24 protein-coding genes and 1 tRNA gene are annotated in these 22,831 nt (G+C 64.8%); 13 read left to right on the plus strand and 12 right to left on the minus strand.

Going from position 1 to position 22,831, the window contains the following annotated elements; genetic code table 11:
* Positions 1-126: 126 nt before the first annotated feature.
* The 5 genes from EJ069_RS33760 to EJ069_RS13755 all read left to right on the plus strand — a co-directional run bounded on the left by EJ069_RS33760 (position 127) and on the right by EJ069_RS13755 (position 4,391).
* Complete coding sequence (locus tag EJ069_RS33760; protein ID WP_189476370.1) at positions 127-1,095, plus strand: NAD(P)H-dependent oxidoreductase; 969 nt, start codon at positions 127-129, stop codon at positions 1,093-1,095.
* 239 nt (positions 1,096-1,334) lie between these two features.
* Positions 1,335-2,510: an NAD(P)/FAD-dependent oxidoreductase gene (locus EJ069_RS13740; protein WP_126061747.1), complete on the plus strand. Its 1,176-nt coding sequence runs from the start codon at positions 1,335-1,337 to the stop codon at positions 2,508-2,510.
* Positions 2,511-2,573: 63 nt separating this feature from the next.
* Positions 2,574-3,056: a pyridoxamine 5'-phosphate oxidase family protein gene (locus EJ069_RS13745; RefSeq protein ID WP_126061748.1), complete on the plus strand. Its 483-nt coding sequence runs from the start codon at positions 2,574-2,576 to the stop codon at positions 3,054-3,056.
* 90 nt (positions 3,057-3,146) lie between these two features.
* Positions 3,147-3,223, plus strand: a tRNA-Pro gene (locus EJ069_RS13750).
* Positions 3,224-4,127: 904 nt separating this feature from the next.
* The gene (locus EJ069_RS13755; RefSeq protein WP_126061749.1) at positions 4,128-4,391 is read left to right on the plus strand and encodes a hypothetical protein; all 264 of its coding nucleotides are present in this window, start codon (positions 4,128-4,130) and stop codon (positions 4,389-4,391) included.
* 155 nt (positions 4,392-4,546) lie between these two features.
* Here the strand turns inward: EJ069_RS13755 and hdaA are convergent, their stop codons facing one another.
* From hdaA to EJ069_RS13770, 3 genes are read right to left on the minus strand one after another with little or no spacing between them, the layout of a single operon-like run.
* Complete coding sequence (gene hdaA / locus EJ069_RS13760; RefSeq protein WP_126061750.1) at positions 4,547-5,251, minus strand: DnaA regulatory inactivator HdaA; 705 nt, start codon at positions 5,249-5,251, stop codon at positions 4,547-4,549.
* 1 nt (position 5,252) lies between these two features.
* Complete coding sequence (locus tag EJ069_RS13765) at positions 5,253-6,398, minus strand: AI-2E family transporter (protein WP_126061751.1); 1,146 nt, start codon at positions 6,396-6,398, stop codon at positions 5,253-5,255.
* Between the two features lie 13 nt (positions 6,399-6,411).
* The gene (locus tag EJ069_RS13770) at positions 6,412-7,044 is read right to left on the minus strand and encodes a CDP-alcohol phosphatidyltransferase family protein (RefSeq protein ID WP_126061752.1); all 633 of its coding nucleotides are present in this window, start codon (positions 7,042-7,044) and stop codon (positions 6,412-6,414) included.
* A gap of 309 nt (positions 7,045-7,353) precedes the next feature.
* Here EJ069_RS13770 and purM point away from each other — a divergent pair, with 309 nt between their 5' ends.
* The 5 genes from purM to EJ069_RS13795 are packed head-to-tail and all read left to right on the plus strand — an operon-like array spanning position 7,354 to position 10,495.
* Positions 7,354-8,433, plus strand: coding sequence for a phosphoribosylformylglycinamidine cyclo-ligase (gene purM / locus EJ069_RS13775; protein ID WP_126064726.1), 1,080 nt, complete (start codon positions 7,354-7,356; stop codon positions 8,431-8,433).
* Positions 8,430-9,137 (plus strand): phosphoribosylglycinamide formyltransferase, encoded by a 708-nt coding sequence (gene purN, locus EJ069_RS13780; protein ID WP_126061753.1) that lies wholly within the window; start codon positions 8,430-8,432, stop codon positions 9,135-9,137. The genes purM and purN overlap by 4 nt, the downstream gene beginning before the upstream one ends.
* Before the next feature lie 30 nt (positions 9,138-9,167).
* The gene (locus tag EJ069_RS13785; RefSeq protein WP_126061754.1) at positions 9,168-9,677 is read left to right on the plus strand and encodes a hypothetical protein; all 510 of its coding nucleotides are present in this window, start codon (positions 9,168-9,170) and stop codon (positions 9,675-9,677) included.
* Between the two features lie 18 nt (positions 9,678-9,695).
* Complete coding sequence (locus EJ069_RS32995) at positions 9,696-9,911, plus strand: hypothetical protein (RefSeq protein ID WP_210211352.1); 216 nt, start codon at positions 9,696-9,698, stop codon at positions 9,909-9,911.
* Positions 9,908-10,495 (plus strand): histidine phosphatase family protein, encoded by a 588-nt coding sequence (locus tag EJ069_RS13795; protein WP_348639367.1) that lies wholly within the window; start codon positions 9,908-9,910, stop codon positions 10,493-10,495. Before EJ069_RS32995 ends, EJ069_RS13795 begins: the two co-directional genes overlap by 4 nt.
* Before the next feature lie 4 nt (positions 10,496-10,499).
* On the opposite strand, the gene EJ069_RS13800 is transcribed toward EJ069_RS13795, so the two are convergent.
* The 4 genes from EJ069_RS13800 to EJ069_RS13815 all read right to left on the minus strand — a co-directional run bounded on the left by EJ069_RS13800 (position 10,500) and on the right by EJ069_RS13815 (position 11,786).
* Positions 10,500-10,742 carry a DUF680 domain-containing protein gene (locus EJ069_RS13800; protein WP_126061756.1) on the minus strand — a complete coding sequence of 81 codons (243 nt, stop codon included), beginning with the start codon at positions 10,740-10,742 and terminating at the stop codon, positions 10,500-10,502.
* A 54-nt stretch (positions 10,743-10,796) separates the two neighbouring features.
* A complete protein-coding gene (locus EJ069_RS13805) occupies positions 10,797-11,042 on the minus strand; it encodes a DUF680 domain-containing protein (RefSeq protein ID WP_126061757.1) in 246 nt (81 codons plus the stop codon).
* Positions 11,043-11,283: 241 nt separating this feature from the next.
* Entirely contained in the window at positions 11,284-11,490 is a 207-nt protein-coding gene (locus EJ069_RS13810; protein WP_126061758.1) for a DUF680 domain-containing protein, read from the minus strand.
* Between the two features lie 56 nt (positions 11,491-11,546).
* Positions 11,547-11,786, minus strand: coding sequence for a DUF680 domain-containing protein (locus tag EJ069_RS13815; protein WP_126061759.1), 240 nt, complete (start codon positions 11,784-11,786; stop codon positions 11,547-11,549).
* Between the two features lie 483 nt (positions 11,787-12,269).
* Between EJ069_RS13815 and EJ069_RS13820 the strand changes: the two genes are divergently transcribed.
* The gene (locus tag EJ069_RS13820) at positions 12,270-12,947 is read left to right on the plus strand and encodes a response regulator (protein ID WP_126061760.1); all 678 of its coding nucleotides are present in this window, start codon (positions 12,270-12,272) and stop codon (positions 12,945-12,947) included.
* The gene (locus EJ069_RS13825) at positions 12,944-14,332 is read left to right on the plus strand and encodes a sensor histidine kinase (protein ID WP_126061761.1); all 1,389 of its coding nucleotides are present in this window, start codon (positions 12,944-12,946) and stop codon (positions 14,330-14,332) included. The genes EJ069_RS13820 and EJ069_RS13825 overlap by 4 nt, the downstream gene beginning before the upstream one ends.
* On the opposite strand, the gene EJ069_RS13830 is transcribed toward EJ069_RS13825, so the two are convergent.
* The 4 genes from EJ069_RS13830 to dapB form a co-directional block, all read right to left on the minus strand.
* The gene (locus EJ069_RS13830; RefSeq protein ID WP_042638053.1) at positions 14,333-15,208 is read right to left on the minus strand and encodes an ABC transporter permease; all 876 of its coding nucleotides are present in this window, start codon (positions 15,206-15,208) and stop codon (positions 14,333-14,335) included.
* 14 nt (positions 15,209-15,222) lie between these two features.
* A complete protein-coding gene (locus EJ069_RS13835) occupies positions 15,223-16,077 on the minus strand; it encodes an ABC transporter ATP-binding protein (RefSeq protein ID WP_126061762.1) in 855 nt (284 codons plus the stop codon).
* Positions 16,078-16,231: 154 nt separating this feature from the next.
* Complete coding sequence (locus tag EJ069_RS13840; protein WP_189343322.1) at positions 16,232-17,191, minus strand: ABC transporter substrate-binding protein; 960 nt, start codon at positions 17,189-17,191, stop codon at positions 16,232-16,234.
* Positions 17,192-17,411: 220 nt separating this feature from the next.
* Positions 17,412-18,188, minus strand: a complete 777-nt coding sequence (gene dapB, locus EJ069_RS13845) for a 4-hydroxy-tetrahydrodipicolinate reductase (RefSeq protein ID WP_126061764.1) — start codon at positions 18,186-18,188, stop codon at positions 17,412-17,414.
* A 208-nt stretch (positions 18,189-18,396) separates the two neighbouring features.
* Between dapB and EJ069_RS13850 the strand changes: the two genes are divergently transcribed.
* Complete coding sequence (locus EJ069_RS13850) at positions 18,397-21,180, plus strand: sel1 repeat family protein (RefSeq protein WP_126061765.1); 2,784 nt, start codon at positions 18,397-18,399, stop codon at positions 21,178-21,180.
* 23 nt (positions 21,181-21,203) lie between these two features.
* On the opposite strand, the gene EJ069_RS13855 is transcribed toward EJ069_RS13850, so the two are convergent.
* Positions 21,204-22,688 (minus strand): winged helix-turn-helix domain-containing protein, encoded by a 1,485-nt coding sequence (locus EJ069_RS13855; RefSeq protein WP_126061766.1) that lies wholly within the window; start codon positions 22,686-22,688, stop codon positions 21,204-21,206.
* Positions 22,689-22,831 lie beyond the last annotated feature (143 nt).

Here is a 22,831-nt window from a genome sequence, read left to right on the forward strand (position 1 = left end):
CAAGGCCGCAGGCGCTCCTGCGCCCCCACGGCGCAGGGAACCTCGCCGCGCCGGCGACATTATCGAAAGGTCGGGCGGCCGGGCCGGGCAATCCTGTGAGCCTCAATCAGAAGCGGACATTTCGCCATGACCAATGCAACCGAACATGCCGTCCTGCAGCTCGCCGTGCTTGTCGGCAGCCTGCGCGCCCAGTCCTTCAGCCGCAAGATCGCCAAGGCGCTTGCGGCCCGCGCGCCGGATTCGGTGCGCTGCCGCTTCATCGAGATCGGCGACCTGCCGCTCTACAACGAGGATCTGGACGGTGACGACCCGCCAGAGGCGTGGTCGGCCTTCCGTGCGGCGATGCGCGAATGCGACGCGGTGCTGTTCGTCACCCCGGAATACAACCGCTCGATCCCCGGCTGCCTGAAGAACGCGCTCGATGTCGGCTCGCGCCCATCTGGCAAGAGCGTGTTCAAGGGCCTGCCCGCAGGGGTCGTCAGTGTCACACCGTATAAGCTTGGCGCTTTCGGCGCCAATCATGCGCTGAGACAAACCTTCGCCTTCCTCGACATGCCGGTGATGCAGCAGCCGGAGGCCTATATTGGCAATGTCGCGGAACTCCTGGACGGCAAAGGCGCGGTGACCAATGCCGACACCGCCACCTTCCTCGAAAATTTCATGGCCAGCCTGGAAAGCTGGATCAGGACGGTGCATCCTGGCGGCTCGGCCTTCGATGCCTTCATGAAGCAGCGCGAGAAGATCGCCGAAGACTATGTCAATGGCGATGCCTCCTCGCTGAAGGCGATCGTCACCCGTGCCGGGCCGGCGACATTCTTCTCACCGCGCGGCGACCATCTCGAAGGCGCCGAAGCGGTTGCCGGCCGTTACGAACGCGACGCCGCAAACTTCCACAAAGGCGGCAACACCGACCTCGAGGTGCTGCAAGCATCTTCCAGCGGGGATCTGGCGTTCTGGAGCGGGTTGCAGCATGCCAAGGCGCGCATCGGCAAGAACGGCGAGGCGACCGAGATGACCTTGCGGGTGACGGAAGTGTTTCGGCTGGAGGATGGCGCGTTCAAGCTGGTCCATCGCCATGCCGACCCGGTTCATTAAAGCGCGTCGCGATCCTTCGGATTCGCTCCATGCGCTTTAAGCCTTTTAGTTTACGCATGTCTTTATCCCGAAACCGGTTCCCACTTTCGGGAGACATGCTTTAGCCGGCGCTTGCAAAATCCGCGACACAATGCCGGGGGGCTCTGCAACACGCACCTATTCCTTTTGGCCTGCGAGCGGCATACATCGGATACATGGTCATGCCATTTGATGGCATGATGGCGACGACAAAGATACGAATGAGCGCGGATACGAAAGTCTCGCCGTCGGGGGCCGGCGAGCCAGCAATACTGGACGGCGCGATTGTCGTCGGCGGGGGCGCCGCCGGGCTTGCCGCCGCGCATGCGTTGACCATGGCCGGCGTGACGACGCAGATCCTGGAGCGCGAGCAGAGGCTGGCCGAACCCTGGCACCGCCGTCACGACAATCTGCACCTCAACACGCATCGCGACCTCTCCTCATTGCCCGGCGTGTCCTATCCCGCGGGGACACCGGCCTTCCCGCACCGCAGCGCCGTCGCGCGCCATCTCAATGAGTTCGCCGAGACGCACCGGCTGCCCGTCGCCTTCGGCGTCGAGGTCGACGAGATCGAATTCCGAGGCGACCATTGGCTGCTGCGGACAAGCGAGGGCTTGAAGGCGGCGCGATATGTGGTGATCGCCACCGGACGGGACCGGCAACCCTTCATCCCGGCCTGGACAGGCATGGAGGATTTTTCCGGCAGGATCATCCATTCGGCCGATTTCGGAAAGGCAAGCGACTATGCCGGCAAGAAGGTGCTGGTGGTCGGCGCCGGCAATTCCGGCTTCGACGCGCTCAACCATCTTTCCCGTGTCGAGACCGGCCAGATCTGGCTTTCGGCGCGCAACGGACCTTCGCTGCTGCCCAAGCGCATCGGCAAGATCGCGGTGCACCGCATATCGCCGCTCATTGCCAACCTGCCCACATGGCTCGCCGACGCGGTCATGGCGGCGACGCAACGCCTGGTGTTCGGAGATCTGACGAAATACGGCCTGCCCCCTGCCCCGTCGGGCGGCGCCAGCCGGCTCGGCTCCGACTATACCGCGATCGCGGCCGACGACGGCGCGGTCGAGGCCATCAAGGCCGGGCGCATTATCGTCGTGCCGCAGCTGCGCGAATTCAGGCGCGACGGCGTCGTGCTCGACAATGGCCAGTCGATCGCCCCGGACATCGTCATTGCCGCCACCGGCTACCGCACCGGACTGGAACCGATGCTGGGCAAGCTCGGCGTGCTGGACGCCAAGGGCGTGCCGCTGTTCAACGGCGCCGCGAACGACCCGAAGCTGCCCGGGCTCTGGTTCACCGGCATGCGGCCCAGCATTCGCGGCTGCTTCGCCAACTCAACAATCCAGGCCGCGGCAATCGCCAGGAAGATCGCTGGCCTGAAGAGCTGAGCGCGCCACAAGGAACAGACAGGACGGTCGGTCGTTTGCCTTTCTCTGATGAAAGGAAGCGAGATGCCGACGCCCGATGAGCTCGAAGCAAAATTCTGGAAAGCCCTGAAATCGGATATGACAATGATGATCGGGCTTGACGGCTCGAACATCGTCCCGCGCCCCATGACGGCGCAACTGGAAGCCGAGGCCAGGGGCCCGATCTGGTTCTTCACCGCCAGGGAAACCGAGCTTGTGCTTGGACTTTCCTCCGGCAGCCAGGCAACGGCGACGTTTGTATCCAAGGGTCATGACCTTTTTGCAACGGTGCAAGGCCGGTTGCAGATCGATAACGACCCGGTCGTGATCGACCGGCTGTGGAACCGCTACGTGGAAGCGTGGTTCGAAGGCGGCAGGGACGATCCGAAGCTGACGCTGCTTCGCTTCGAGCCTGAACAGGCCGAGATTTGGCTCGACGCCTCCAGCGTCGTCTCCGGCATCAAGATGCTGCTCGGCTACGATCCGAAGGAGGAGTACAAGGACAACGTCGCCAAGGTCGATCTCTAGGCTACCTTGACAGCATCATCGGCCGGATCGAACCGCGCTCCGTTTTTGTGTTGCCTTCCGGGCGTGCGCCCCCTATACGCCGCGGGACGTCGGAGTGTAGCGCAGCCTGGTAGCGCACCTGATTTGGGATCAGGGGGTCGCGTGTTCGAATCACGCCACTCCGACCATTAAAATCAAGACTTACGGCCAAACCCGCCTGCTCGCCGAGTTGAGTCGTTCCTGCCAGCGAAATTTGGCAAGTGTCGCTGCCATTGGCGAATCGGTGCGGCAGGGTTCCATAGGCGACCCAGCATCTCGATAAACGACATGTTCCGCTAAGGCGTTCAGAGGCTAAGGCGTATCATTCAAGGACGGAAACGCTGGCATCGGCCTTGCAAGGCAGCGATTGCCGGGTTGATCTCCGGCAGCTCGTCGGGCTTGAGGCAGTTGTTGGGGGCCTCGCCCGGCGAGTTCAGCGAAACCGGTGGAATGTAACCAACCGTGATATTCATGCAGCCTTGCTAATGTAATCTCTGGGTCGGCCGACTCCCCACCCCGAGTCGGCTAGGCCCGGCGGTTTAACCCAACGCACCCCAACAGAGCGCGAAACTGTCGGGCCGCTTTATGGGCAAAGCGTCCAGCCGTTCCGCTGCTCCGCGTCACCGCACGATTGGTGAACTGCAAATTCCGATCGTCGCGGCTGGCGGCACGGCATTCGTGGCGTAGATGCCCGTGATCAAATCCCAACGCGTGCAGCCATGGTCAGGCCTTCGCCGCTTGGTTGCGCCGGTTGCGGGACAGGATCATCGGGTAAGCGGAGCCCATTGGCCGCTGGGACGGTAAACCCGCCGGGCGAGAACCCCAACAACCTCGAGCCCGGCGAGCCTACAACCCGATCTGGAACGCGACCGGGGCCGGGATTTAACCGGCACCATCGGCGTTGCAAGATCGATGCCGGAAAGACTGTTCCGGAATGGGACGGCTACGCCGCACGCTCCCACGGATGCCGCACAGGCCGGGACGCGGCTCGAACAATCCCCCTCGCTCCCAACTTTGTCGCCGGTCTAGACTTCGGACAAAGGGGGATTGTCGATGCCCGTTCTCGAGGCGCTGCTGTCGCTGATCGGTCCGGCCTACCTGGCCTATTACGGCTTCGCGGTGCCGGTCATGGTGGTCTGGGCAATCCTGTGCGCTGGCCTATGGGTCTGGAACAACCGGCCGAGCAAACGCCAGAACGGCGTCGCCCGGTCGCGATCCGCCGGCCTGATGGTCTTCGTCCTTGTCGCCGCCTGTTACATCGCGGCGCATACGGGCGTGTATCTTTTGGCTCGGCATCTGGCCGGGCTCTGGGCGTAATTTTTCCTTCTCCCCTTGTGGGAGAAGGTGGATCGGCGCGCAGCGCCGAGACGGATGAGGGGTGTTCCAGCGGAGTGAGACGCTAGCTTTCCCTGGAGCACCCCTCATCCGTCGCCTTCGGCGACACCTTCTCCCACAAGGGGAGAAGGGAAAGGCTAGATATCGAACTCGCCCTGCCCTTCGTCCATGGCGCTGACCGTCTCGGCCGCGAGCGCGCGGGTGATCGGCGTCTTGCGCTCCAGGGCGGCGCGGTCGAGGCGCTCGACGACACGCATGGCGGTGCCGAGCGAACGCTCGATGCGGCGCACCAGATATTGCACCACATGCGGCTCGACCTCGACCTGGCGGTCGGCGAACAGCTTTGTGATGACGCCGGCAAGGAGCAGATCGTCGGGCTCGTGGATTTCGATCGTCGCCGCCGCTTTCAGCCGCGAGACGAGATCCGGCAGCGCGACGCGCCAGGCCGAGGGGAAACGCCGCGCCGTAAGCAGCAGCGTCGAGCCCGCGCCGCGCACTTCATTGATCAGGTGGAACAGGCCTTGCTCATCGATCGCCGCCTTGTCGACGTCGTCGATGAGCGCCGGCCTCATGCCCAGGCCGGCAATGTGCTCGCCGATCCGGCCTGGCTGGATGGCGAGCGCATGCGCCCGCTCCTGCCATATCCGTGCGAGATGCGTCTTGCCCGAGCCGGGCGGCCCGGCCAGCACGACCACCGGCGACGGCCAGTCCGGCCAGCGGTCGATCAGCGATGCGGCTTGCACGTTGGTGCCCGACACGACGAGTTCGTCGCGCGAATAGCCGGTGCCGTGGCCGAGATCGAGCGGCAGCTGACGCGGCGTATCTGCTGGCTGAGCAGCCATTTCAGCCCCGCTTCGAACGGTGGCCGCCGCCGCGATCGGCCGGCAATGGCGGCACGGGCCCTGTGGCGTGACCCTTGTAGAGCGGCGATTCGAGATAGCGGGCGATGGCGAAACGCACCAGCACGGCAATCGCCGCCGAGGCCGGCACGGCAATCAACAGGCCGACGAAGCCGAACAGCGCGCCGAAGGCGAACAGCGCGAACATCAGCCACACCGGATGCAGGCCGACGCTCTTTCCGACCAGCCGGGGCTGCAGGATGTTGCCCTCGATGAACTGGCCGACGAAGAACACGCAGGCAACCAGCACGATCATCGTCCAGTCCGGCCAGAACTGGACGAAGGCGACGCCGACGGCCAGCACCAGCCCGGTCAGCGAGCCGACATAGGGGATGAAGGAGATCACCCCGGCGAAGAAGCCGATGAGGATGGCGAAGTTCAATCCGGTCAGCGTCAGCCCGGTGGCGTACATGGCGCCGAGCACAAGGCATAGCGTGCCCTGCCCGCGCACGAAACCGGCCGTGGCGGTGTTGATGTCGCGGGCAAGCGCGCGCACCGTCTCGACATGGTCGCGCGGCACCCAGCCGTCGACCTCGGCCACCATGCGGTCCCAGTCGAGCAGCATGTAGAAGGCGACGACCGGGGTGACGACGAACAGGCTGACCACCGAGACCAGCGCCACGCCGGAGCTCCAGATCGAGGTGAAGACGGTGGTGAGCAGGCTGAAGCCGGAGGTCAACAGCGAGTTCAGTCCGTCGCGCAGGCCGGCGGCGTTGACGCCAAAACGCTGCTCCAGCCATTTCGGGTCGAAGCTGGTGATGAGCGACTGCAGGCGTGTGAGGTATTCCGGCAGTTTGCGGGCGAAATCGGCCATCTGGGTCGCCAGCACCGGCACCAGGATGACGAAGGCCAGCACCACGACGACGATGAAGGCAATCAGGATGACCACCGTCGCCATCAGGCGCGAGAGGCCGAGCCGCTGCAGCCAGTCGGCGACCGGATCGAGGAAATAGGCGAGCACCATGCCGGCGACGAAAGGCAGGAGGATGCCCGAGAAGACATAGAGGAACAACGCCAGCAGAACCGCCGTCGCCAGCCAGAAGAAGACCTGGCGACGAAGCGCGCCGGAGCTGTCGTCAGCGGCGATCACGGCGCCATCGTGGTCAGGCGTCCGTGCCGGAGCCGCCCGATCTGCCGATGCCCGACTTGGTGTTGCCCGACCTGGTGACGTCGTCCTGGGAGTTGCTCGTTCGGGAGCCTTCGCCATAGCCGCTCATATGCCTTAGCCAAGCCACGAGATAGGCCGCGGCCGAAGCCACGGTCAAGACCCCGGTCAGCAATATGAGCGCGGTCCGCAGTGGGCCAAGATGCACGGCAAAGGCCAGCTCGCCCAGCACCAGCGCCGCCAGCACGATCTGCGCGGCTGTGTTGGCCTTCGAAACGAAGAGCGGCTTCACCTCGACCGGATTGCTCATCACGCTGGACAGGAGCACGGCGCAGACGATCAGCCCGTCACGCGAGACCATTGTCACCACCAGCCAGAGCGGCAATTCGCCGGCAAAGCCCATGACGACGAAGACCGAGACAAGCAGGAGCTTGTCGGCGATCGGATCGAGATAGGCGCCGAGGCGGGACGACTGGTTCCAGCGGCGCGCGATGAAGCCGTCGACGCCATCGGAGATGCCGGCGACTAGGAAGCCGGCGAAAGCCCAACCCCAAAGCGACAGCAGCATGGCCAGCACCACGGCGGGCACGAGCAGCAGCCGCATGATCGTGATCATGTTGGGAAGGGTCACGTGATGTCCCGTCGTGTCTTTTGTTGGGAAAAAGATGAGGGAGATGGGAGATTGGCGCAAGTAGCGGGGCGGCGAAGCGAGTAATCTCCCCCCGCGAGGGGGAGATGGCCGGCAGGCCAGAGGGGGTCGCCGCGCATGAAGTGCCGACGCGCTTTGTAGCAAGGGACGGCGGCCGAGCTCTACGCGCGGCGACCCCCTCTGTCGCCTTTGGCGACATCTCCCCCACAAGGGGGAGATTAGCTCTCGCGCCTTGCTCCCCGAAACCATTCATGCGAAGAGCCCGCAATGACAAACAGGGACGAGCCGACGATGAGCAAGGGCGATCCGGCCAAGCGCAAGAACGGGCTCACCTATGCCGAGGCGGGCGTCGATATCGACGCCGGCAATCTGATGGTCGAGAAGATCAAGCCGCTGGTGCGCGCGACGCGCCGGCCGGGCGCGGATGGCGAGATCGGCGGCTTCGGCGGCCTGTTCGACCTCAAGGCCGCAGGCTTCACCGATCCGGTGCTGGTCGCTGCCAATGACGGCGTCGGCACCAAGCTCAAGATCGCCATCGATTCCGGCAAGCATGACACGATCGGCATCGACCTCGTCGCCATGTGCGTCAACGACATCGTCGTGCAGGGCGCCGAGCCGCTGTTCTTCCTCGACTATTTCGCCACCGGCAAGCTCGATCCGGACCAGGGCGCCGCGATCGTCGGCGGCATCGCCGAGGGCTGCCGGCAAGCCGGCTGCGCGCTGATCGGCGGAGAGACGGCCGAAATGCCCGGCATGTATCACGACAAGGACTACGACCTTGCCGGTTTCGCGGTCGGCGCGGCCGAGCGTGGCCAGTTGCTTCCCACAGACGACATCGTCGAAGGCGACGTGCTGCTTGGCCTTTCCTCCTCGGGCCTGCACTCCAACGGTTTTTCGCTGGTGCGCCGGATCGTGGTGGCGAGTGGACTTGGCTGGAGCGAGCCGGCGCCGTTCAACGAAGAGCTCAGCCTCGCCGAGGCGCTGCTCGAGCCGACGCGCATCTATGTGAAGTCGATCCTGAAGGCGATCCGCAACACGCATGGCATCAAGGCGCTGGCCCACATCACCGGCGGCGGTTTCCCGGAAAACATCCCGCGCGTGCTGCCCAAGGATTTTTCGGCCGAGCTCGACCTCGAGGCGATCGACGTGCCGCCGGTGTTCTCGTGGCTGGCAAAGACCGGCGGCGTCGCGCCGGAAGAAATGATGCGCACCTTCAATTGCGGCATCGGCATGATCCTCGCCGTCGCCTCCGGCCAGGCGGCGCAGGTCGCGGCGGTGCTGCAGGAAGCCGGCGAGACGGTGACGCCGATCGGCCGGATCGTGCCGCGTCGCGACGCCGGCGTCATCTACAGGGGCTCGATCGGCCTATGAGCAGGAAACGCACGGTCGTCTTGATCTCGGGGCGCGGCTCCAACATGACGGCGCTGATCGCGGCCGCCGCCGATCCAAGCTATCCGGCCGAGATCGTCGGCGTGATCTCCGACCGCGCGAACGCCGCCGGCCTCGGCATCGCCCAGTCGCGCGGCATCGCCACCAAGGTGATCCAGCGCGCCGACCATGCGAGCAAGGATGCCTATGACGCTGCGATCGACGCCGCGCTCACCGGCTTCGGCGCCGACATCGTGGCGCTTGCCGGCTACATGCGCATCCTCGGCCGCGGCCTTGTCGAGAAATGGCAGGGGCGCATGGTCAACATCCACCCTGCCCTGCTGCCGGCCTTCAAGGGGCTGGACACGCATGCGCGGGCGATCCGCGCCGGCGTGCGCATCCATGGCTGCTCGGTGCATTTCGTCACGCCGGAGATGGATGACGGCCCGATCATCGCGCAGGCCGCCGTGCCGGTGATGGTCGGCGACAATGAGGATACGCTTGCCGCGCGCGTGCTGAAGGCCGAGCATCGGCTCTATCCGCTGGCGCTCGGCCTCGTCGCCGAGGGCAAGGCGCGCATGGAAAAGGGCCACACCGTGCTTGCCCATTTCGCCGATGACGCCGAGAACGCCAGTTCCGTGGTGATGGCGCCGGATCCGCTGCGCGAGGAGACGGACCTCGAACAGCTGGCGCGGATCACGCCTTAGAGGCTGCTTCTCGAAAACCGGATAGGCAGCATGTTCGACAAATCCGTCATAGCTGGCTTGCTCATCGCATCCGTTCTCGTCGTGGGGGCGCCATGCGTTGCGGCGACCAACCAAACCGGCAGTTGGACAGTCACCGGCAAATGCAAAAGGTTGATCGTCCGAAACGAGAAACTGACCGACGCCTGCACCGGCGAAGTGGCTCAGACAAGGAATGCCGACGGCATTGTCACCTTCCGTTTTTCGGATGGTCGGAACTGGCTCATTTTTCGCGGCAAGCAGGCAACGACTAAGCTGCGACAAGGATACAAGACTGTTCTCGACGTCGATGGCGTTTCATTCGGCAAAGTCGGCGAGGATCCCGAATTCACAACAAAGGTCGGAGGGGCGCAGTGTTCGCTCGGTGCACCCTATCGTGGGGTGGGAATCGTCGGATGCACGGCCACCGTCAGCTTCCAAATTTGGGCGGCCACCGTTGAAACGGACGGTCGGCTTCCGATGCCTGATAGCGAATATATCCGGCCGACTCTGTCCAAGCCCTAGCAGATGGAGGATTGACCATTGAGACCCGTCAGCGGCAGTTCATGGCAATCAAGCAGCGCAGCGATTGATGAGGCATCGCATCCGATTGCGAGCGATGCCGCAACTGCGCGGCTGCGCAAAGCCTGGATGGAGGGGCTCGAAAGCGCACCATTCGCCGCATTCGACATCGAGGCGATCAAGAAGAAAGCCCGCATCAGACTTGGCGGCAATACTGATCCTGAACAATGCCCGTGAAACAGCTCCTCATCCTGCGCCACGCCAAGTCGAGCTGGGACGACCCTGCCCTTGCCGATTTCGACCGTCCTCTCGCCCCGCGCGGGCTGAAGACGGCGCCGTTGATAGGGCGCGAGCTTGCCCGGCGCGGCTGGTTGCCCGACCTCGCTTTGGTCTCGCCGGCGCTGCGCGCCCGCGACACCTGGCGGCTTGTCGCCCAGGAGCTGCCGAAGCATGTGCAGGCGGAATTCGCGGAAGAGCTCTACGAGGCGGCGCCTGCCACCATCCTGGCGCGCGTGCGGCAAGTCAAGGCGACGAACCTGCTGGTGATCGGCCACAATCCCGGCCTGCAGCAGCTTGTGTTGCGGCTGGCCGGCGCCGGGTCGGATGAGAGCGTTGTCAAGAAGATCGAAACGAAGTTTCCGACGGCGGCGCTTGCGCGGTTCACAGTAAAGGGCGACTGGGCGAATCTGGATTTCGGCGGCGCGCGGCTGACGCATTTCGTCAGGCCGAGGGATTTGGAGCAGACCCCGAAGCTGCCAATCTCCCGCCGCAAACGAAGGCGGCGGAGCAAGCCCGCCGCCTTTGGCGATCCTGAGACGTGAAACCTCAATTGCCCCAGATGCCCTGGCCCGGATCAGGCCAGGCCTGCGACGGCGCCGATCCGGTGGTCATCGAGGTGTCGACATTGGCTGGCTTGGCGGGCTCGTGCTTGCGTACCGAGGCGGTGAGCCCGCGATCGACGCCGGCGGTCGGCTGGTTGACGTTGTCCGCGCCATAGTGATCGCTACCGGCGAAGGCAGAACCCATGGCGAGAAGTATGGCTGCGGTGGTAAGGACGATCCTGGTCATTGCAAAAGTTCCTTTCGTTAAAGGTGTGGAGGTCTTTGGGCGATCGAAGCGGCGTCAGCGGCCCCACAGGCCGTCGTCGTTGTGCCGGGCAATGATATCGACGACGGTCCGGCTGGTTGCGGCCGTCGCCGGAGCCTGGTGCTGCGACGTGCCGCGCTCGCGGATCGAGCTGGTCGTCATGTGATCGGCGCCGGCGGCCGGCTGCTTGGCGCCGTCGGCGCCGTAATGGTCGCTGCCGGCAGAGGCGCTGCCCATGGCAGCGGCGAGCATGGCAGCCGCGACGAATGCGGTCCTGTTCATCTCAATGTTCCTTGTCCTGTCGTTTCATCGGCGGCGCCTTGGGAGGATGGCCCCGCTGCCGACAAGACCCGGAACAGTCCGGATTTATTCCCGACCAAGATTTCGGCTTCCGCGACCGGGATCTCGCAAAATTGCTTGGTCGAACGCACGGAAAAGCCCGGGCCGACGAATAGCCGGCCCCACAAAAACAGAGCGGCGGGACAAGCCCGCCGCTTTGAGGTCTATCGAAGATCGGAACCGATCAATGGCTGCCGAAGAGGTTGCGGTCCGCGCCCTGGGTCAGGGGCTTCTGGACATTCGCATCAGACTTCTTGACCGAAGCGGTGGACGAGGTGTCGACCGAAGCGGCCGGCTGGTTGGCATTGGCCGAACCGTAATTGTCCGAGCCGGCGAAAGCGGCGCCAGTGGCAACGAGAAGGGCGGCGGCGGTAAGAGCGATCTTGGTCATTTGAGTTGCTCCAGATTTAGGAATCGAGGGTTGCGGTTGATTGGGGTGCGAGCCGCTTAGCGGCCCCAGATGCCCTGGCCCGACTGCGGCTGGTTCTGATCAGGCGTGATGTGGAAGTCGCGCTGTTCGAACTTGTCGAGCTTGCGGATCGAACCCGTGATGCTGTTGTCGACCTTGCCCGCGGGAGCGGTCACGGCCGGCTGATTGACGTTGTCGGAACCGTAATGGTCGCTGCCGGCAAAAGCGCCGCTCGTGGCGATGAGGAGGGCAGCAGCGGCAAAAGCAATCTTGTTCATTTCAGGTACTCCAGATCTCAAAAGTCGTGTCCGTCTAGTGGCGTGCCGTGATGGAAATTCGCGTCGCTCGGACCACCCCGAAATGGGTCTGCCCTGCTGCCAGTTCCAATCACGAAAAGTTGTGAACCGAACCGTTCGGTTCGATCTTGAAATTGCGTGAAAGGCTAAGCGGCCGGACTCTTATCGTTCGATATCAATTGGTTACGGCGAGCGATTGTTGAGGTGCCCCCTGGCCAGTCCTGCCGGCGTTCACGGTGGCTACACGAACCGTCAACACTATTTGAACCGAACGGTTCGGTTTCATCACTTGCACGACCAGGCAAGCGGCCCCGCAGGCATCATGGCCGGGATGGCGGCCGCCGGGAAACCGCGTTTGCCTTGCGGGCGGATCGATACTATCGGTTGCCTCAGGAAACCAATTCGGACGCCGCCCGCCACCCTCAGCGAAGGTCGGCGCCGTTGGGAGGAAACAGCGAACGAACGATGCGGCTGCTGCTTGTCGAGGACAATCGCGAACTGGCCGATTGGCTGAGCAAGACGCTGCGCCAGGCGAGCTATGTCGTCGACGTCGTGCATGACGGCGAGGATGTCGAGCATGCCTTGGCCGCCGGCGATCACGCTCTGATCATCCTCGACCTTGCCCTGCCCCGCATGGGCGGCATGGAAGTGCTGAAAAGGCTGCGGGCGCGCGGCAACCCGGTGCCGGTGATCGTGCTCACAGCCAACGCCAGCCTCGACGGCCGGGTCAAGGGCCTCAACGAAGGCGCGGACGACTATCTGGCGAAACCCTTCCAGATCGAGGAGCTGGAGGCGCGCATCCGCGTGCAGCTGCGCCGCGCCAACGACCGCACCGCGCCGGTCATTTCCTGCGGCGACCTCGTCTTCGATACCAACACCCGCCTGTTCTCGCTTGCCGGCGCGACACTGTCGCTGACGCCGCGCGAGCACGCGGTGCTGGAACAGCTCGTCGTCAAGGCCGGACGTACGGTGAGCAAGGCGGCGCTCTCGGCGGCGATCTACGACTTCGACACCGACGCCGACCCAAGCGCCATCGAGATCTACGTGCACCGGCTGCGCAAGAAGCTCGAGGGATCGCGCGTCCAGATCGCCACCTTGCGCGGCCTCGGCTACCTCTTGCGTCACGACGATCCGGCGCCATGAGAATCGGCAGTCTTCGGATCGGCAGCCTTCGGATCCAATTGCTGGCTTGGGTGGTGCTGCCGCTGGCCGGTTTGGCCGCCATCAATCTGTGGACCAGCCAGCGCAACGCCCTGGCGACGGCGGACCTCGTCACCGACCGCATGCTGGTCGGCTCGGCGCGCGCCATCGCAGAGCAGGTGGCGATGGCCGACGGCGTGCTCGACGCCACCGTCCCGCCGGCGGCGATCGAGATGTTCGACACAGGCGACCGCGACAGCGTCTATTATCGCGTCGAGACCGCCGGCGGACGGTTGCTGACCGGCTATCCCGACCTGCCCGTGGCGTCGGAGCGGGGCAGCATCGAAGCCTCCTATCGCGATCACCCGCTGCGCCTGGCGACGCTCAGCCATGCGGTGATCGGCGCCGGGGAAGATTCGCCGATCAAGGTCACGGTCGGCGTCACACTCGCCGGCCATGACGCGATGGTGAAGCGGCTGTGGCTCAGCGCCTTCGCACAGCAGCTTGCCCTGGTGGCGATTGCCGGCGTGTTCGTGCTGCTTGGGCTGCGCCGCGGACTGGCGCCGCTGATCCGGCTGCGCGACGCCGTGCGCTCGCGCAGCCGCAGCGATCTCGAGCCGATCGAGGTTCCAGGCGCGCAGAGCGAGATCCGGCCGCTGATCGAAGCGCTCAACGCCTATATGCAGCGCGTGCGGGCGCAGATGGCGGCGCAGCGGCGCTTCATCGCCAATGCCGCGCACCAGCTGCGCACGCCGCTGGCGCTCTTGTCGACACAGGCAAGCTATGCGTTGCGGGAGACCAAGGCCGACCGGCGCCAGGAGGCGCTGGTGGCGCTGCAGACGAGTTCCGGCAAATTGGCGCGATTGGCCGAACAGCTGCTTACGCTGTCGAGAGCGGAACCCGGCAGCCGGCGGCCGCGCGCCGACCGCATCGACCTCACCGAAGCCGCCCGCCAGGTGCTGGAAGCGCAGGCGCCGGTGGCGATCAAGCGCGATATCGACCTTGGCCTCGATGAGAACGGACCGGTGCCGGTGATTGGCGACGGCACGATGCTGCGCGAGATGATCGTCAACCTGGTCGACAATGCGCTGCGCTATTCCAGGCCAGGCGGCAGCGTCACTGTGAGGCTCGCCGCCTCGGATGGCGAGGCGGAACTCACAGTCAGCGATGCCGGTCCGGGAATCCCACCGGAAGAGCGGGAGCATGTCTTCGAGCGCTTCTACCGCCTCCCCGGCTCGGCCGAGGAAGGCAGCGGCCTCGGGCTCGCCATTGTGCGCGAGGTGGTCGAGAATGCCGGCGGCAGCGTCACGCTTGGCGACGCCGCCGGTGGCGGGCTCAAGGTCGAGGTGCGGCTGCCGCTCGCCGCACCCGAACAGCGATCAGCCTGATCAGGTCCCCTGCTCGTTGAACGGCGCCGGGCGCCACTTCACCACATAGTTCTCGAAGCGGGTGATCAGGAACTCCACCACCAGCGCCATCACCGCCAGGATGATCATGGCCGCGAAGACGCCATTGGCGTTGAAGGCGCCCTGCGCGGTGGAGATCAGGAGGCCCATGCCCTGCTTGGCGCCGAGGAATTCACCGACGACCGCGCCGACAAGGGCGAAGCCGAACGAGACATGCAGGCTGGCGAGGATCCAGCTCATCGCCGAAGGAATGATGACCGATCTCGTGATCTGCATCGGCGAGGCGCCGAGGATCTGGGCATTGGCGATCATCGCCCTGTCGGCCTCACGCACACCCTGGAAAGCGTTGGCAAAGACGACGAAGAACACCATGACGACAGCCAGCGCCACCTTGGAGGCCATGCCGAGGCCAAGCGCGATGATGAAGACCGAGCCCAGCACCACGCGCGGCACCGAGTTGGCGATCTTGATATAGATCGAGAAGACATCCGCCAGCAGCTTGTTGCGGCCGAGGATGATGCCCGCCACGATGCCACCGACCGCGCCGATGGCAAAGCCGAGGAAGGTCTCCTCCAGCGTCACATAGATCTGCAGCCAGAGCGGCCCCTGCGAAGTGCCCTCGGTGACCCAGGACCAGATCTGTTCCCATATCCCTGACGGGCTGGAGAAGAAGAACGGGTCGATGATGTTGTAATCGGCGCAAAGTTCCCAAAGGCCGAGGAAGACGACGAGGATCGCAAGCCGCAGGCCGATAACCAAGGCATGGCGCTTGCGCAGCCGCGCCCTCGCCTGCGCTTCGGCGGCGACGATCGAGGTCGCGCGGGTGGCAGCCTGTTCGGTCGGAGAGATGGCGGTCATGCTGTTTCCCCCTTTCAATGGCCGGTCTGAAGGCCGCGGCTCTGGCCGAGCTGCACTTCCTCGCGCAAATCGTTCCAGATCACCTTGGCGATCTCGATGAATTTCGGGTCGTAGCGGATGTCGGCCATGACGCGCGGGCGCGGCAGGTCGATGCGGTAGACGCTCTTCACCGTGCCCGGACCGGCGGTCAGCACATAGACCTTGTCGGCCAGCGCCACCGCTTCCTCCAGATCGTGCGTGACGAAGACGACGGAGGATTTCAGCCCCGACCACAGGCCCAGCAACTCGTCCTGCATGGCGGTGCGGGTCTGCATGTCGAGCGCGCTGAACGGCTCGTCCATCAGCAGGATCTTGGGCTGGTTGATGAAGGTCTGGGCCAGCGCCACGCGCTTGCGCATGCCGCCCGAGAGCTGGTGCGGGTAATGCTTCTCAAATCGCGAGAGGCCGACGCGGCCGATCCAGTCGCGCGCCTTCTCATAGGCTTGCGCCTTCGGCGTGCCACGGAAGAGCGGACCGGCCGCGACATTGTCGATGACGCTGCGCCAGGGAAACAGCGCATCGGCCTGGAAGACGAAGCCGATGTCGCGGCTGATGTCGGTGACCGGATTGCCCATGACGCGGACGCTGCCGGTCGTGGGACGCAAGAGCCCGGTGACGAGGTTGAGCGTGGTCGACTTGCCGCAGCCGGTCGGGCCGACGACGCAGGCGAACTCGCCGCGCGCGACCGTCATGGTGAAATCGCGGATCGCCGTCATCATGTGGCCGTCCGGCGTGACGAAGCGCAGCGTCACATCGTCGATGGCTATAGCGGCATCGGCCGGCGCCGCGGCGGGAGACAATTTCTCCGCCGCCATGGTCTGCGATTGCATGGCACACTCCTGTGGTGGTGATGCGAGAATGGCGGCTCGGGCCGGTGGCCTGCTCGCCGGCATCTCAAGGCGCAGCTGCCGGATTGATTCAGGCAGCCGGCGCAAGTCCTTGTTTTCAGGGCGGACGGGTCCGTCCGCCCTCGCCTGCCAGCGCCTACTTGGCCGCGTCCACGAACTCGGTCGTGTAGGTCTTGGAAAGGTCGATCTGCTTGCCCTGCAGGCTCTTGGAGAAGGTCGACAGAACCTTGAGCACCGTCTGAGGACCATCGGCCGGCATGCGGCCGTCCGGCGTGAACTGCGCCTTGCCGCCGGCGAGGCCCTGCACATAAAGGTCCTTGTTGCCGGCGTAATAGTCCTTCGGCATCTTGTCGGCGATCTCCTCGGCCGAATGGCCGGCGATGAACTTCATCGTCTTGACGAAGGCGTTGGCAAGCTTCTGCGCCTCGTCCTTGTGCCCCTCAAGCCAGCTCGACTGCACATAGAAGGAGGCCGCCGGATAGTCGCCGCCCAGCGCTTCCTTGGTCTTCTCGGGCGTGCGCATGTCGACCAACACCTTGGCCTCACCGGTCTGGAGCAGCTTGGCGATCGTCGGCTCGGTGGTCATGCCGGCCTGGATCTGGTCCTGCTTGACCGCGGCGATGAAGGTGTTGCCGGCGCCGACCGGAAGTAGCGTGTAGTCGCCCGGCTTCAGGCCGTTGCGAACTGCGAGATACTGGGTGAGGAAATCGGTCGAGGAGCCGAGGCCGGTGACGCCGAGCGTCGCGCCCTTGAAGTCGGCCGGCGACTTGATCTCGGGGTGCTTGGCCGAGACCAGCTCGACCTCGCCCGGCGCCTGGCTGAACTGCACGATCGACTGGATGTATTTGCCCTTCGACTGCAGGTCGACGGTGTGATCGTAGAAGCCGACGACGCCCTGCACCGCGCCGGCCAGCAATTCGTTCTCGGCCTCGACGCCGGCACGGGAGTTCACCAACTCCACGTCCAGCCCCTCATCCTTGAAGTAGCCGAGTTGCTGGGTAAGCACGGCCGGCAGATAGATCTGCTTTTCCATGCCGCCGACGATGATGGTGATCTTGTCGGCAGCCGAGGCCGCCGATGCGCCAGCGCCAACCATAGCAAGCGTCAGCAGCGCCGACCGCAGGACGCGTTTAGAGATGAGACGGGTCACGTAACTTCCTCCACTGGGCGACGCAGCGCGCCGCATTTCCTCCTCGCGGCCACTCCCAGCCGCTCATGTGGCGAACGCCACAAAACTGTCATGGCATGGCCAAGCTTTCAGCTGGCTTTCAGCCGTTTTGACGGCTGCTGAAACGAAATCCTGCAATACGAGCGGGTCAGACGGCGGCAAAGCCGAGCACATCGCGCATATCGTATTCGCCGGGCGGCCGCCGGGCGACCCAGAGCGCCGCCGCGATGGCGCCGCGGGCGAACATCGAGCGGTCGCCCGCGGTATGCGAAAGCGTGAGCGTCTCGCCTTCGGCAAGGAAGCTCACGCTGTGCTCGCCGACGATGCCGCCGCCCCGCAGCACGGCAAAGCCGATCTCGCCGGCACGGCGCGGACCAACGAGGCCGTCGCGGGCGCGCCTGGCCACATCGTCCAGTTCAATGCCACGTCCGCGCGCAGCCGCTTCGCCCAGCATCAGCGCCGTGCCCGACGGCGCGTCAACCTTGAAGCGGTGGTGCGCTTCGAGGATTTCGATGTCGCAGTCATCATGCCGAAGCGCCCTCGCGGCCTGCTCGACCAGGCCGGTCAGCGTGTTGAGGCCGAGCGAATAGCTGCCGGAGCGCACGATGGCGATTGTCTTTGCCGCTTCGGCGATTGCGGCCAGCTCCGGTGGGGCGAAACCGGTTGAGCCGATCACCAGCGCCGGACTGCCGCGCGCGGCGCAGGCTTTGGCCAGTTCGGCGGACGCCGCGGGCGTGGTGAAATCGATCACCACGTCGGCAAGCGCCAGCGCTTCGTCGCGCTCGACCAATCCCTCGCCCACGCTGCCCGGCCGATGGAAGCGCGCGACGAGCTCCAGCCGCTGATCGGCGGCGATGGTCTCCGCCATCTGCCTGCCCATGCGACCGAGCGCGCCGGCGACGGCGATTTTCAGCGGTTGCGGCATGGCGATCCTGTCGAAAATCCGAGTCGTGACAATCCTCTAGCACGCCGCCTTGGCAAATTGATTCAAACGACTGCAGGCCGCGACATGCGGGCGATACGAGGGCGAACTATTCGCGAATGTGAAGCGCCACACTCATCATCGCTGACGCGACATGCTAATTTGGCGCCTGTGTCCGGCTGCGCCCGGACCAGGTCCGAGGGGGACGCTCATGCTGCGGCCAGTGCATGCCCTGGTTCTTTCCTGCCTCGCCTTGACGCCCCTTGCCGGAGCGGCCCTGGGAGCGCAGGCGTCTTCCGAAAAATCCGACGATGCGGCCAAAAAGGCTGCGGACGATGCGGCGAAGAAGGCCGCGCTTGCCGAGGCGATCAGCGTCTGCGACCGAGGCGCTTCCGTGCCGCTCGATCCTGAAGCCAAGGCGCCGCCTGTCCAATATGGCGCGCTCTTTCCGCAAGACTTCGATCTCACCAAGCTCAAAACCCTTGCCGACAAGTGCCAGGCGGCGATGCTCGGCGCACCACAGGAAAAGCGGCTGACGCTTGAATGGCTGCGGGTCCAGGTCGCGCTCAACCAGCCGGGGCTTGCCTTTCTCCTGCCGCAGATCAAGCTCATCGCCGACGGCGGCAGCCCCGAGGCGAATTATCTGCTCTACGAGGTCTACTCGGTGCATCGGCGCGACGGCGCCGATGCCGGTCCGCTGCCTGTCTCGCGCGGCATGGCGCTCGATGCCTTGCAGAAGGCGGGCGCTGCCGGCCACCTCACGGCGCTCGAGACACTGCTGCGTCAGTATATCGATGGGCCGCTGCTGCGTCGCGATGCGCACAAGGTGGTCGAGACCGCGCAACGCGTCATCGACGCGCCGGCCCAGGGCCAATCGCCTGGCGAATGGGACAGCCAGTTCCGTGCCGCCATGCCGCTGCTGATTGCGCGGACGACGCTGGAGAACGACGGCTTTGCCGCCGAGGAGCAGCACAAGGCTTTTCAGGCCGTGGATGCGGATACCAAGGCCGGCACTGGCGGGCCCGAACAGTCGGTGCTCGCTTATATCAAAGCGCTGCGGCTCGGCCGAGGCACACAGCAGGACGCGGCGAAGGCCAGGCAATTGCTGGAAGCGCGCGTCGCCAACGATCAGTATGCCATACCGATGCTGGCCGACATGCTGGCCAAGGGCGAAGGCGGGCCGGCGGACGGCAAGCGCGCCATCGCCATGCTGCGTGCCGCCACCAAGGCTGTCGCCGAGGCCGGGCCGATGCTGGCCAGCCTGCTGCTCGACGGCAAATTCGTCGGCCGCCAGCCGCGTGAGGCGATCCGGTTGCTCAACGCCTCCTGGAACCTCGATGCCGGCATCAGGCTGGCGGAGCTGCTTCTCGACTATGACGGCTTTCAAATCGACAATCCGGACCAGCTGGTCGAGCGCCTGAGCAACGCCGCCGAGGCCGGGGAGCCAGGTGCTGCGCTGGCGCTGGCGCGGCTGCAGCTGTCGGACGATCAGCGATTCAAGAACGAGGATGTGGCGCGCGCCATGCTGAAGCCGCTGGCGGACGCGGGCGACCGCGACGCGCTCTGGCTCTACGCCTCGACGCAGTATGCCAATCTCGATTCGACCAGCTATCGCCCGTCGCGTCGCGACGACGGCCTGAGCGACGATCAACTGAAGGCCCTGATCGACGAAGGCGAGGCCAAGAAGGAACAGCAGGCCTACCTGCTGCAGGCGAAGCTGTTGCGCAAAGGCGTGGTCTATCCGCAGGACGACCAGAAGGCGACCGCGATGCTGATCAACGCCGCCAATCTCGGCAGCGTCGAGGCGATGGTGCTGCTGGGCGATGCCTATGACGATGGTCTCGGCGTCGACAAGAACCCGCGCGAGCGGCTGCATGCCTGGCGCGAGGCGGCGCGGCTCGGCTCGCTCAAGGCCAAGAGGAAGCTCGCCAACGCCTTCACCTTCGACAGTTTCGACCATCTGATGACGCTGCGTGAAGGCATCACCGTTCGCATCGCGCTTTACAATGACGGCATCGGCAGGATGGGCGTCGGTGTGTTCGGCGCCAACGACGCCGACATTGAGCTGAGCGGCCTCTTTTCCGGACCGGCCTCCAGCGCCGGAAACGCGGCGATCGCGGCCGCCGTGATGGATGCGTTTCGCGAGGCACCGGCCGGCCTCGACGACGACAATCTGGTCGGCATCGGCAAGGCGCTGCCCGACGAGATCCGCGTCGCCATCGAGACGACGCTGAAGAGCGAAGGTTTCTACACCGGCGAGCCAAAGGGCTATTTCGGCCCCGACGCGCGCAAGGCGCTCGCCGCCTGGGTCGATGCGAAGGGTCCGGTTGACGATGCTCCCAGCCCGCAAGCCGGAGCCGGGACACAACAGGCCGCGCCGGCTCCGGGCGGTCTCGACCCGGACGTCGTCAACCGCATCCGCGACAAGGTCTTCGCCCAGGCGCAGGTCGCCAAGACCGACAAGCAGAAACTTGCCGCCATCAAGCAGCTCGGCATTCTCGCCCGCTACGGCGACCTGCCCTCACGCTGGGTGCTGGTGCGCAACTACCATCAGGCAAGGGCCATTCGATCGGTCGTCACGCCGGACGAGATCACCCGCTACGCGCTGGACATCCTGGTGTCGAAGCCCGAGGGCGTCGAGAAGCCGGAATTCGAGTTCATCTTCGACCTGACGCAGATCGCGCAGGACCGGAAATCGAAGGCGGTCGGCGGCGCCACTCTGCAGGCGATCCGCGACGATCCGCGCCTGCAGGACCCGCTAACGCTCGGCGCCATCATGAACCAGTTCGCCTTCGCGCCGGATGCCTGCGACTCCGTGCTCGCCGCGGCCAGGAAAGCCGACATCGCCGGCGTGGGCCCGGAGGGATGCGACGAGGACACGCGCACGGCCCTCATCGCCTTCGCCAAGGGCAAGGGCGCGTCCGGTGTCGATGCGGCGGCGCGCAAGGCGGCCGCGGAAGAGATCAAGGCACTGGACGCGCAGGCGGCGAAGTAGCCGGGCTATGAGCCGCGACGGACCTATTGCGCCTTGTCAACACGATCGAGGATCGCGCGGTAGCGGCCGCATATGCCGGCGTCCTGGTAGAAATCCACTTCGGTATCGACGATCTGATCAAGGCTCATTCCGCGGTAATGCGCCTTGACCTTCGCCAGGACGTCTTGCGCTTGGCTGATTTCGCCGAGCTCGAAATGGCAGATGATAAGGCGAATGAGCGACCACGGTGTCACGGTCGCCATTTTCGCGTAGCAGGCAGCCGCCTCGCGATATCGCCCGGCCGTCGTCAGCAGGACGCCGCGAAAGTCGTCATACCATCCCACGGCATATGGGTCGCGGCGCTGGGCTTCGGCTATTTCATCGAGCCCTTGCTCCGGCCTGTCGGTGTGATTGAGGAAAATAGCGCGGATGCTGAGAATGAACGGATCGTTCGGATTGAGCGCAACCGCCCGGTCCAGGCTGATTTCAGCTTGCCTGAATTGGCGCAGGTACAAGTGGGCGAAGCCAGTGGCGAGATGCCCATAGGCTTCGTCGGGGTCAAGGCCCAATGCCGTCCGCGCGATCTCCAGTCCGGAATGCAGATGGCCGGGATTGTTGTAGTCCCAATAGTATTTGATGGACTCCACGAAGCTCAACATGGCGTGGGCGGCGGCAAACTGCGGATCGAGCGTTACCGCCTGGCGCAGAAATGGCTCCGCTTCGAGCACCGTGTCGTAAACGGCTGCCAGTTGCAGCGCCCGCAGATAGGACTCATAAGCCGACATATTGTTGGTCGGCCGGACCCTGGCGCGCGACGCGATCGCGGTCCTGGCCTGCCGCGCCAGACGCGCCGCGATCATCCGGGTGATTTCGTCCTGGATCGCGAAAATGTCGTCGAGCTCCCGGTCGTAGTGCTCGCCCCAGATATGGGCCATCGACGACGCATCGGTCAGTTGCACGGTGACCCGCACCCGGTTGCCGATCTTGCGCACGCTGCCTTCGACGACATATTGGACGCCGAGCATGCTTGCCACCTGCGCCGGGTCATGCGCTTTGCCGCGGAACTGGAAGGAAGAGTTCCGCGCGATGACCAGGAACTCCTTGTATTTGCCGAGCTCGGCGATGATGTCTTCGGTGATCCCGTCGCTGAAATAGTCTTGCTCCGGGTCGCCGCTCATGTTGTCGAAGGGAAGTATGGCGATGGACGGTCTGGACGGCGTACCATCTGCCGTAAGCGCGAAGGGCCTGGGGCCTGCATATTTGTAGCCGCGACCATGCACGGTTGCGATCATCTCGGCAGGCAGCAGCTTTCGTAGCGCCGAAATGTGCACCTGTAGCGTGTTCTCCTCCACCACCACGCCGGCCCAGACCGCATCTAAAAGTTCGGCCTTGCCGACCACCTCATTGGGCCTGTCGAGCAACATCGCGAGGATGTCGAAGGAACGCGCCGAAAGCTCCACCGGTCCTTTCGGGCCCAGCAACTGCCGTTCGGCTCGCCTCAAACGATAGTTCCCAAACTCCAGGTTCATCGGCCAAGAACTCTTCCCTCGCCGGCAAGATAATCCAAGATCATCCTGAAGGCGAACTTCAGGGTCGTTCGGAATTCTTCGCTTCAACCAATTTCAGAGCCGTTCAGGACTCTTCAGGTTCGAGCCAAGGACCTGGGCGGGAA

This window comes from Mesorhizobium sp. M2A.F.Ca.ET.043.05.1.1 (assembly GCF_003952445.1).
GTDB lineage: Bacteria > Pseudomonadota > Alphaproteobacteria > Rhizobiales > Rhizobiaceae > Mesorhizobium.

What these genes read in the sequence shown, in the direction of transcription:
- EJ069_RS33760 (WP_189476370.1), top strand. Translation starts at nt 127, where the DNA reads ATGACCAATGCAACCGAACATGCCGTCCTGCAGCTCGCCGTGCTTGTC.
- EJ069_RS13740 (WP_126061747.1), top strand. Translation starts at nt 1,335, where the DNA reads ATGAGCGCGGATACGAAAGTCTCGCCGTCGGGGGCCGGCGAGCCAGCA.
- EJ069_RS13745 (WP_126061748.1), top strand. Translation starts at nt 2,574, where the DNA reads ATGCCGACGCCCGATGAGCTCGAAGCAAAATTCTGGAAAGCCCTGAAA.
- EJ069_RS13755 (WP_126061749.1), top strand. Translation starts at nt 4,128, where the DNA reads ATGCCCGTTCTCGAGGCGCTGCTGTCGCTGATCGGTCCGGCCTACCTG.
- hdaA (WP_126061750.1), bottom strand. Translation starts at nt 5,251, where the DNA reads ATGGCTGCTCAGCCAGCAGATACGCCGCGTCAGCTGCCGCTCGATCTC.
- purM (WP_126064726.1), top strand. Translation starts at nt 7,354, where the DNA reads ATGAGCAAGGGCGATCCGGCCAAGCGCAAGAACGGGCTCACCTATGCC.
- purN (WP_126061753.1), top strand. Translation starts at nt 8,430, where the DNA reads ATGAGCAGGAAACGCACGGTCGTCTTGATCTCGGGGCGCGGCTCCAAC.
- EJ069_RS13785 (WP_126061754.1), top strand. Translation starts at nt 9,168, where the DNA reads ATGTTCGACAAATCCGTCATAGCTGGCTTGCTCATCGCATCCGTTCTC.
- EJ069_RS13800 (WP_126061756.1), bottom strand. Translation starts at nt 10,742, where the DNA reads ATGACCAGGATCGTCCTTACCACCGCAGCCATACTTCTCGCCATGGGT.
- EJ069_RS13805 (WP_126061757.1), bottom strand. Translation starts at nt 11,042, where the DNA reads ATGAACAGGACCGCATTCGTCGCGGCTGCCATGCTCGCCGCTGCCATG.
- EJ069_RS13810 (WP_126061758.1), bottom strand. Translation starts at nt 11,490, where the DNA reads ATGACCAAGATCGCTCTTACCGCCGCCGCCCTTCTCGTTGCCACTGGC.
- EJ069_RS13815 (WP_126061759.1), bottom strand. Translation starts at nt 11,786, where the DNA reads ATGAACAAGATTGCTTTTGCCGCTGCTGCCCTCCTCATCGCCACGAGC.
- EJ069_RS13820 (WP_126061760.1), top strand. Translation starts at nt 12,270, where the DNA reads ATGCGGCTGCTGCTTGTCGAGGACAATCGCGAACTGGCCGATTGGCTG.
- EJ069_RS13825 (WP_126061761.1), top strand. Translation starts at nt 12,944, where the DNA reads ATGAGAATCGGCAGTCTTCGGATCGGCAGCCTTCGGATCCAATTGCTG.
- EJ069_RS13830 (WP_042638053.1), bottom strand. Translation starts at nt 15,208, where the DNA reads ATGACCGCCATCTCTCCGACCGAACAGGCTGCCACCCGCGCGACCTCG.
- EJ069_RS13835 (WP_126061762.1), bottom strand. Translation starts at nt 16,077, where the DNA reads ATGCAATCGCAGACCATGGCGGCGGAGAAATTGTCTCCCGCCGCGGCG.
- EJ069_RS13840 (WP_189343322.1), bottom strand. Translation starts at nt 17,191, where the DNA reads ATGGTTGGCGCTGGCGCATCGGCGGCCTCGGCTGCCGACAAGATCACC.
- dapB (WP_126061764.1), bottom strand. Translation starts at nt 18,188, where the DNA reads ATGCCGCAACCGCTGAAAATCGCCGTCGCCGGCGCGCTCGGTCGCATG.
- EJ069_RS13850 (WP_126061765.1), top strand. Translation starts at nt 18,397, where the DNA reads ATGCTGCGGCCAGTGCATGCCCTGGTTCTTTCCTGCCTCGCCTTGACG.
- EJ069_RS13855 (WP_126061766.1), bottom strand. Translation starts at nt 22,688, where the DNA reads ATGAACCTGGAGTTTGGGAACTATCGTTTGAGGCGAGCCGAACGGCAG.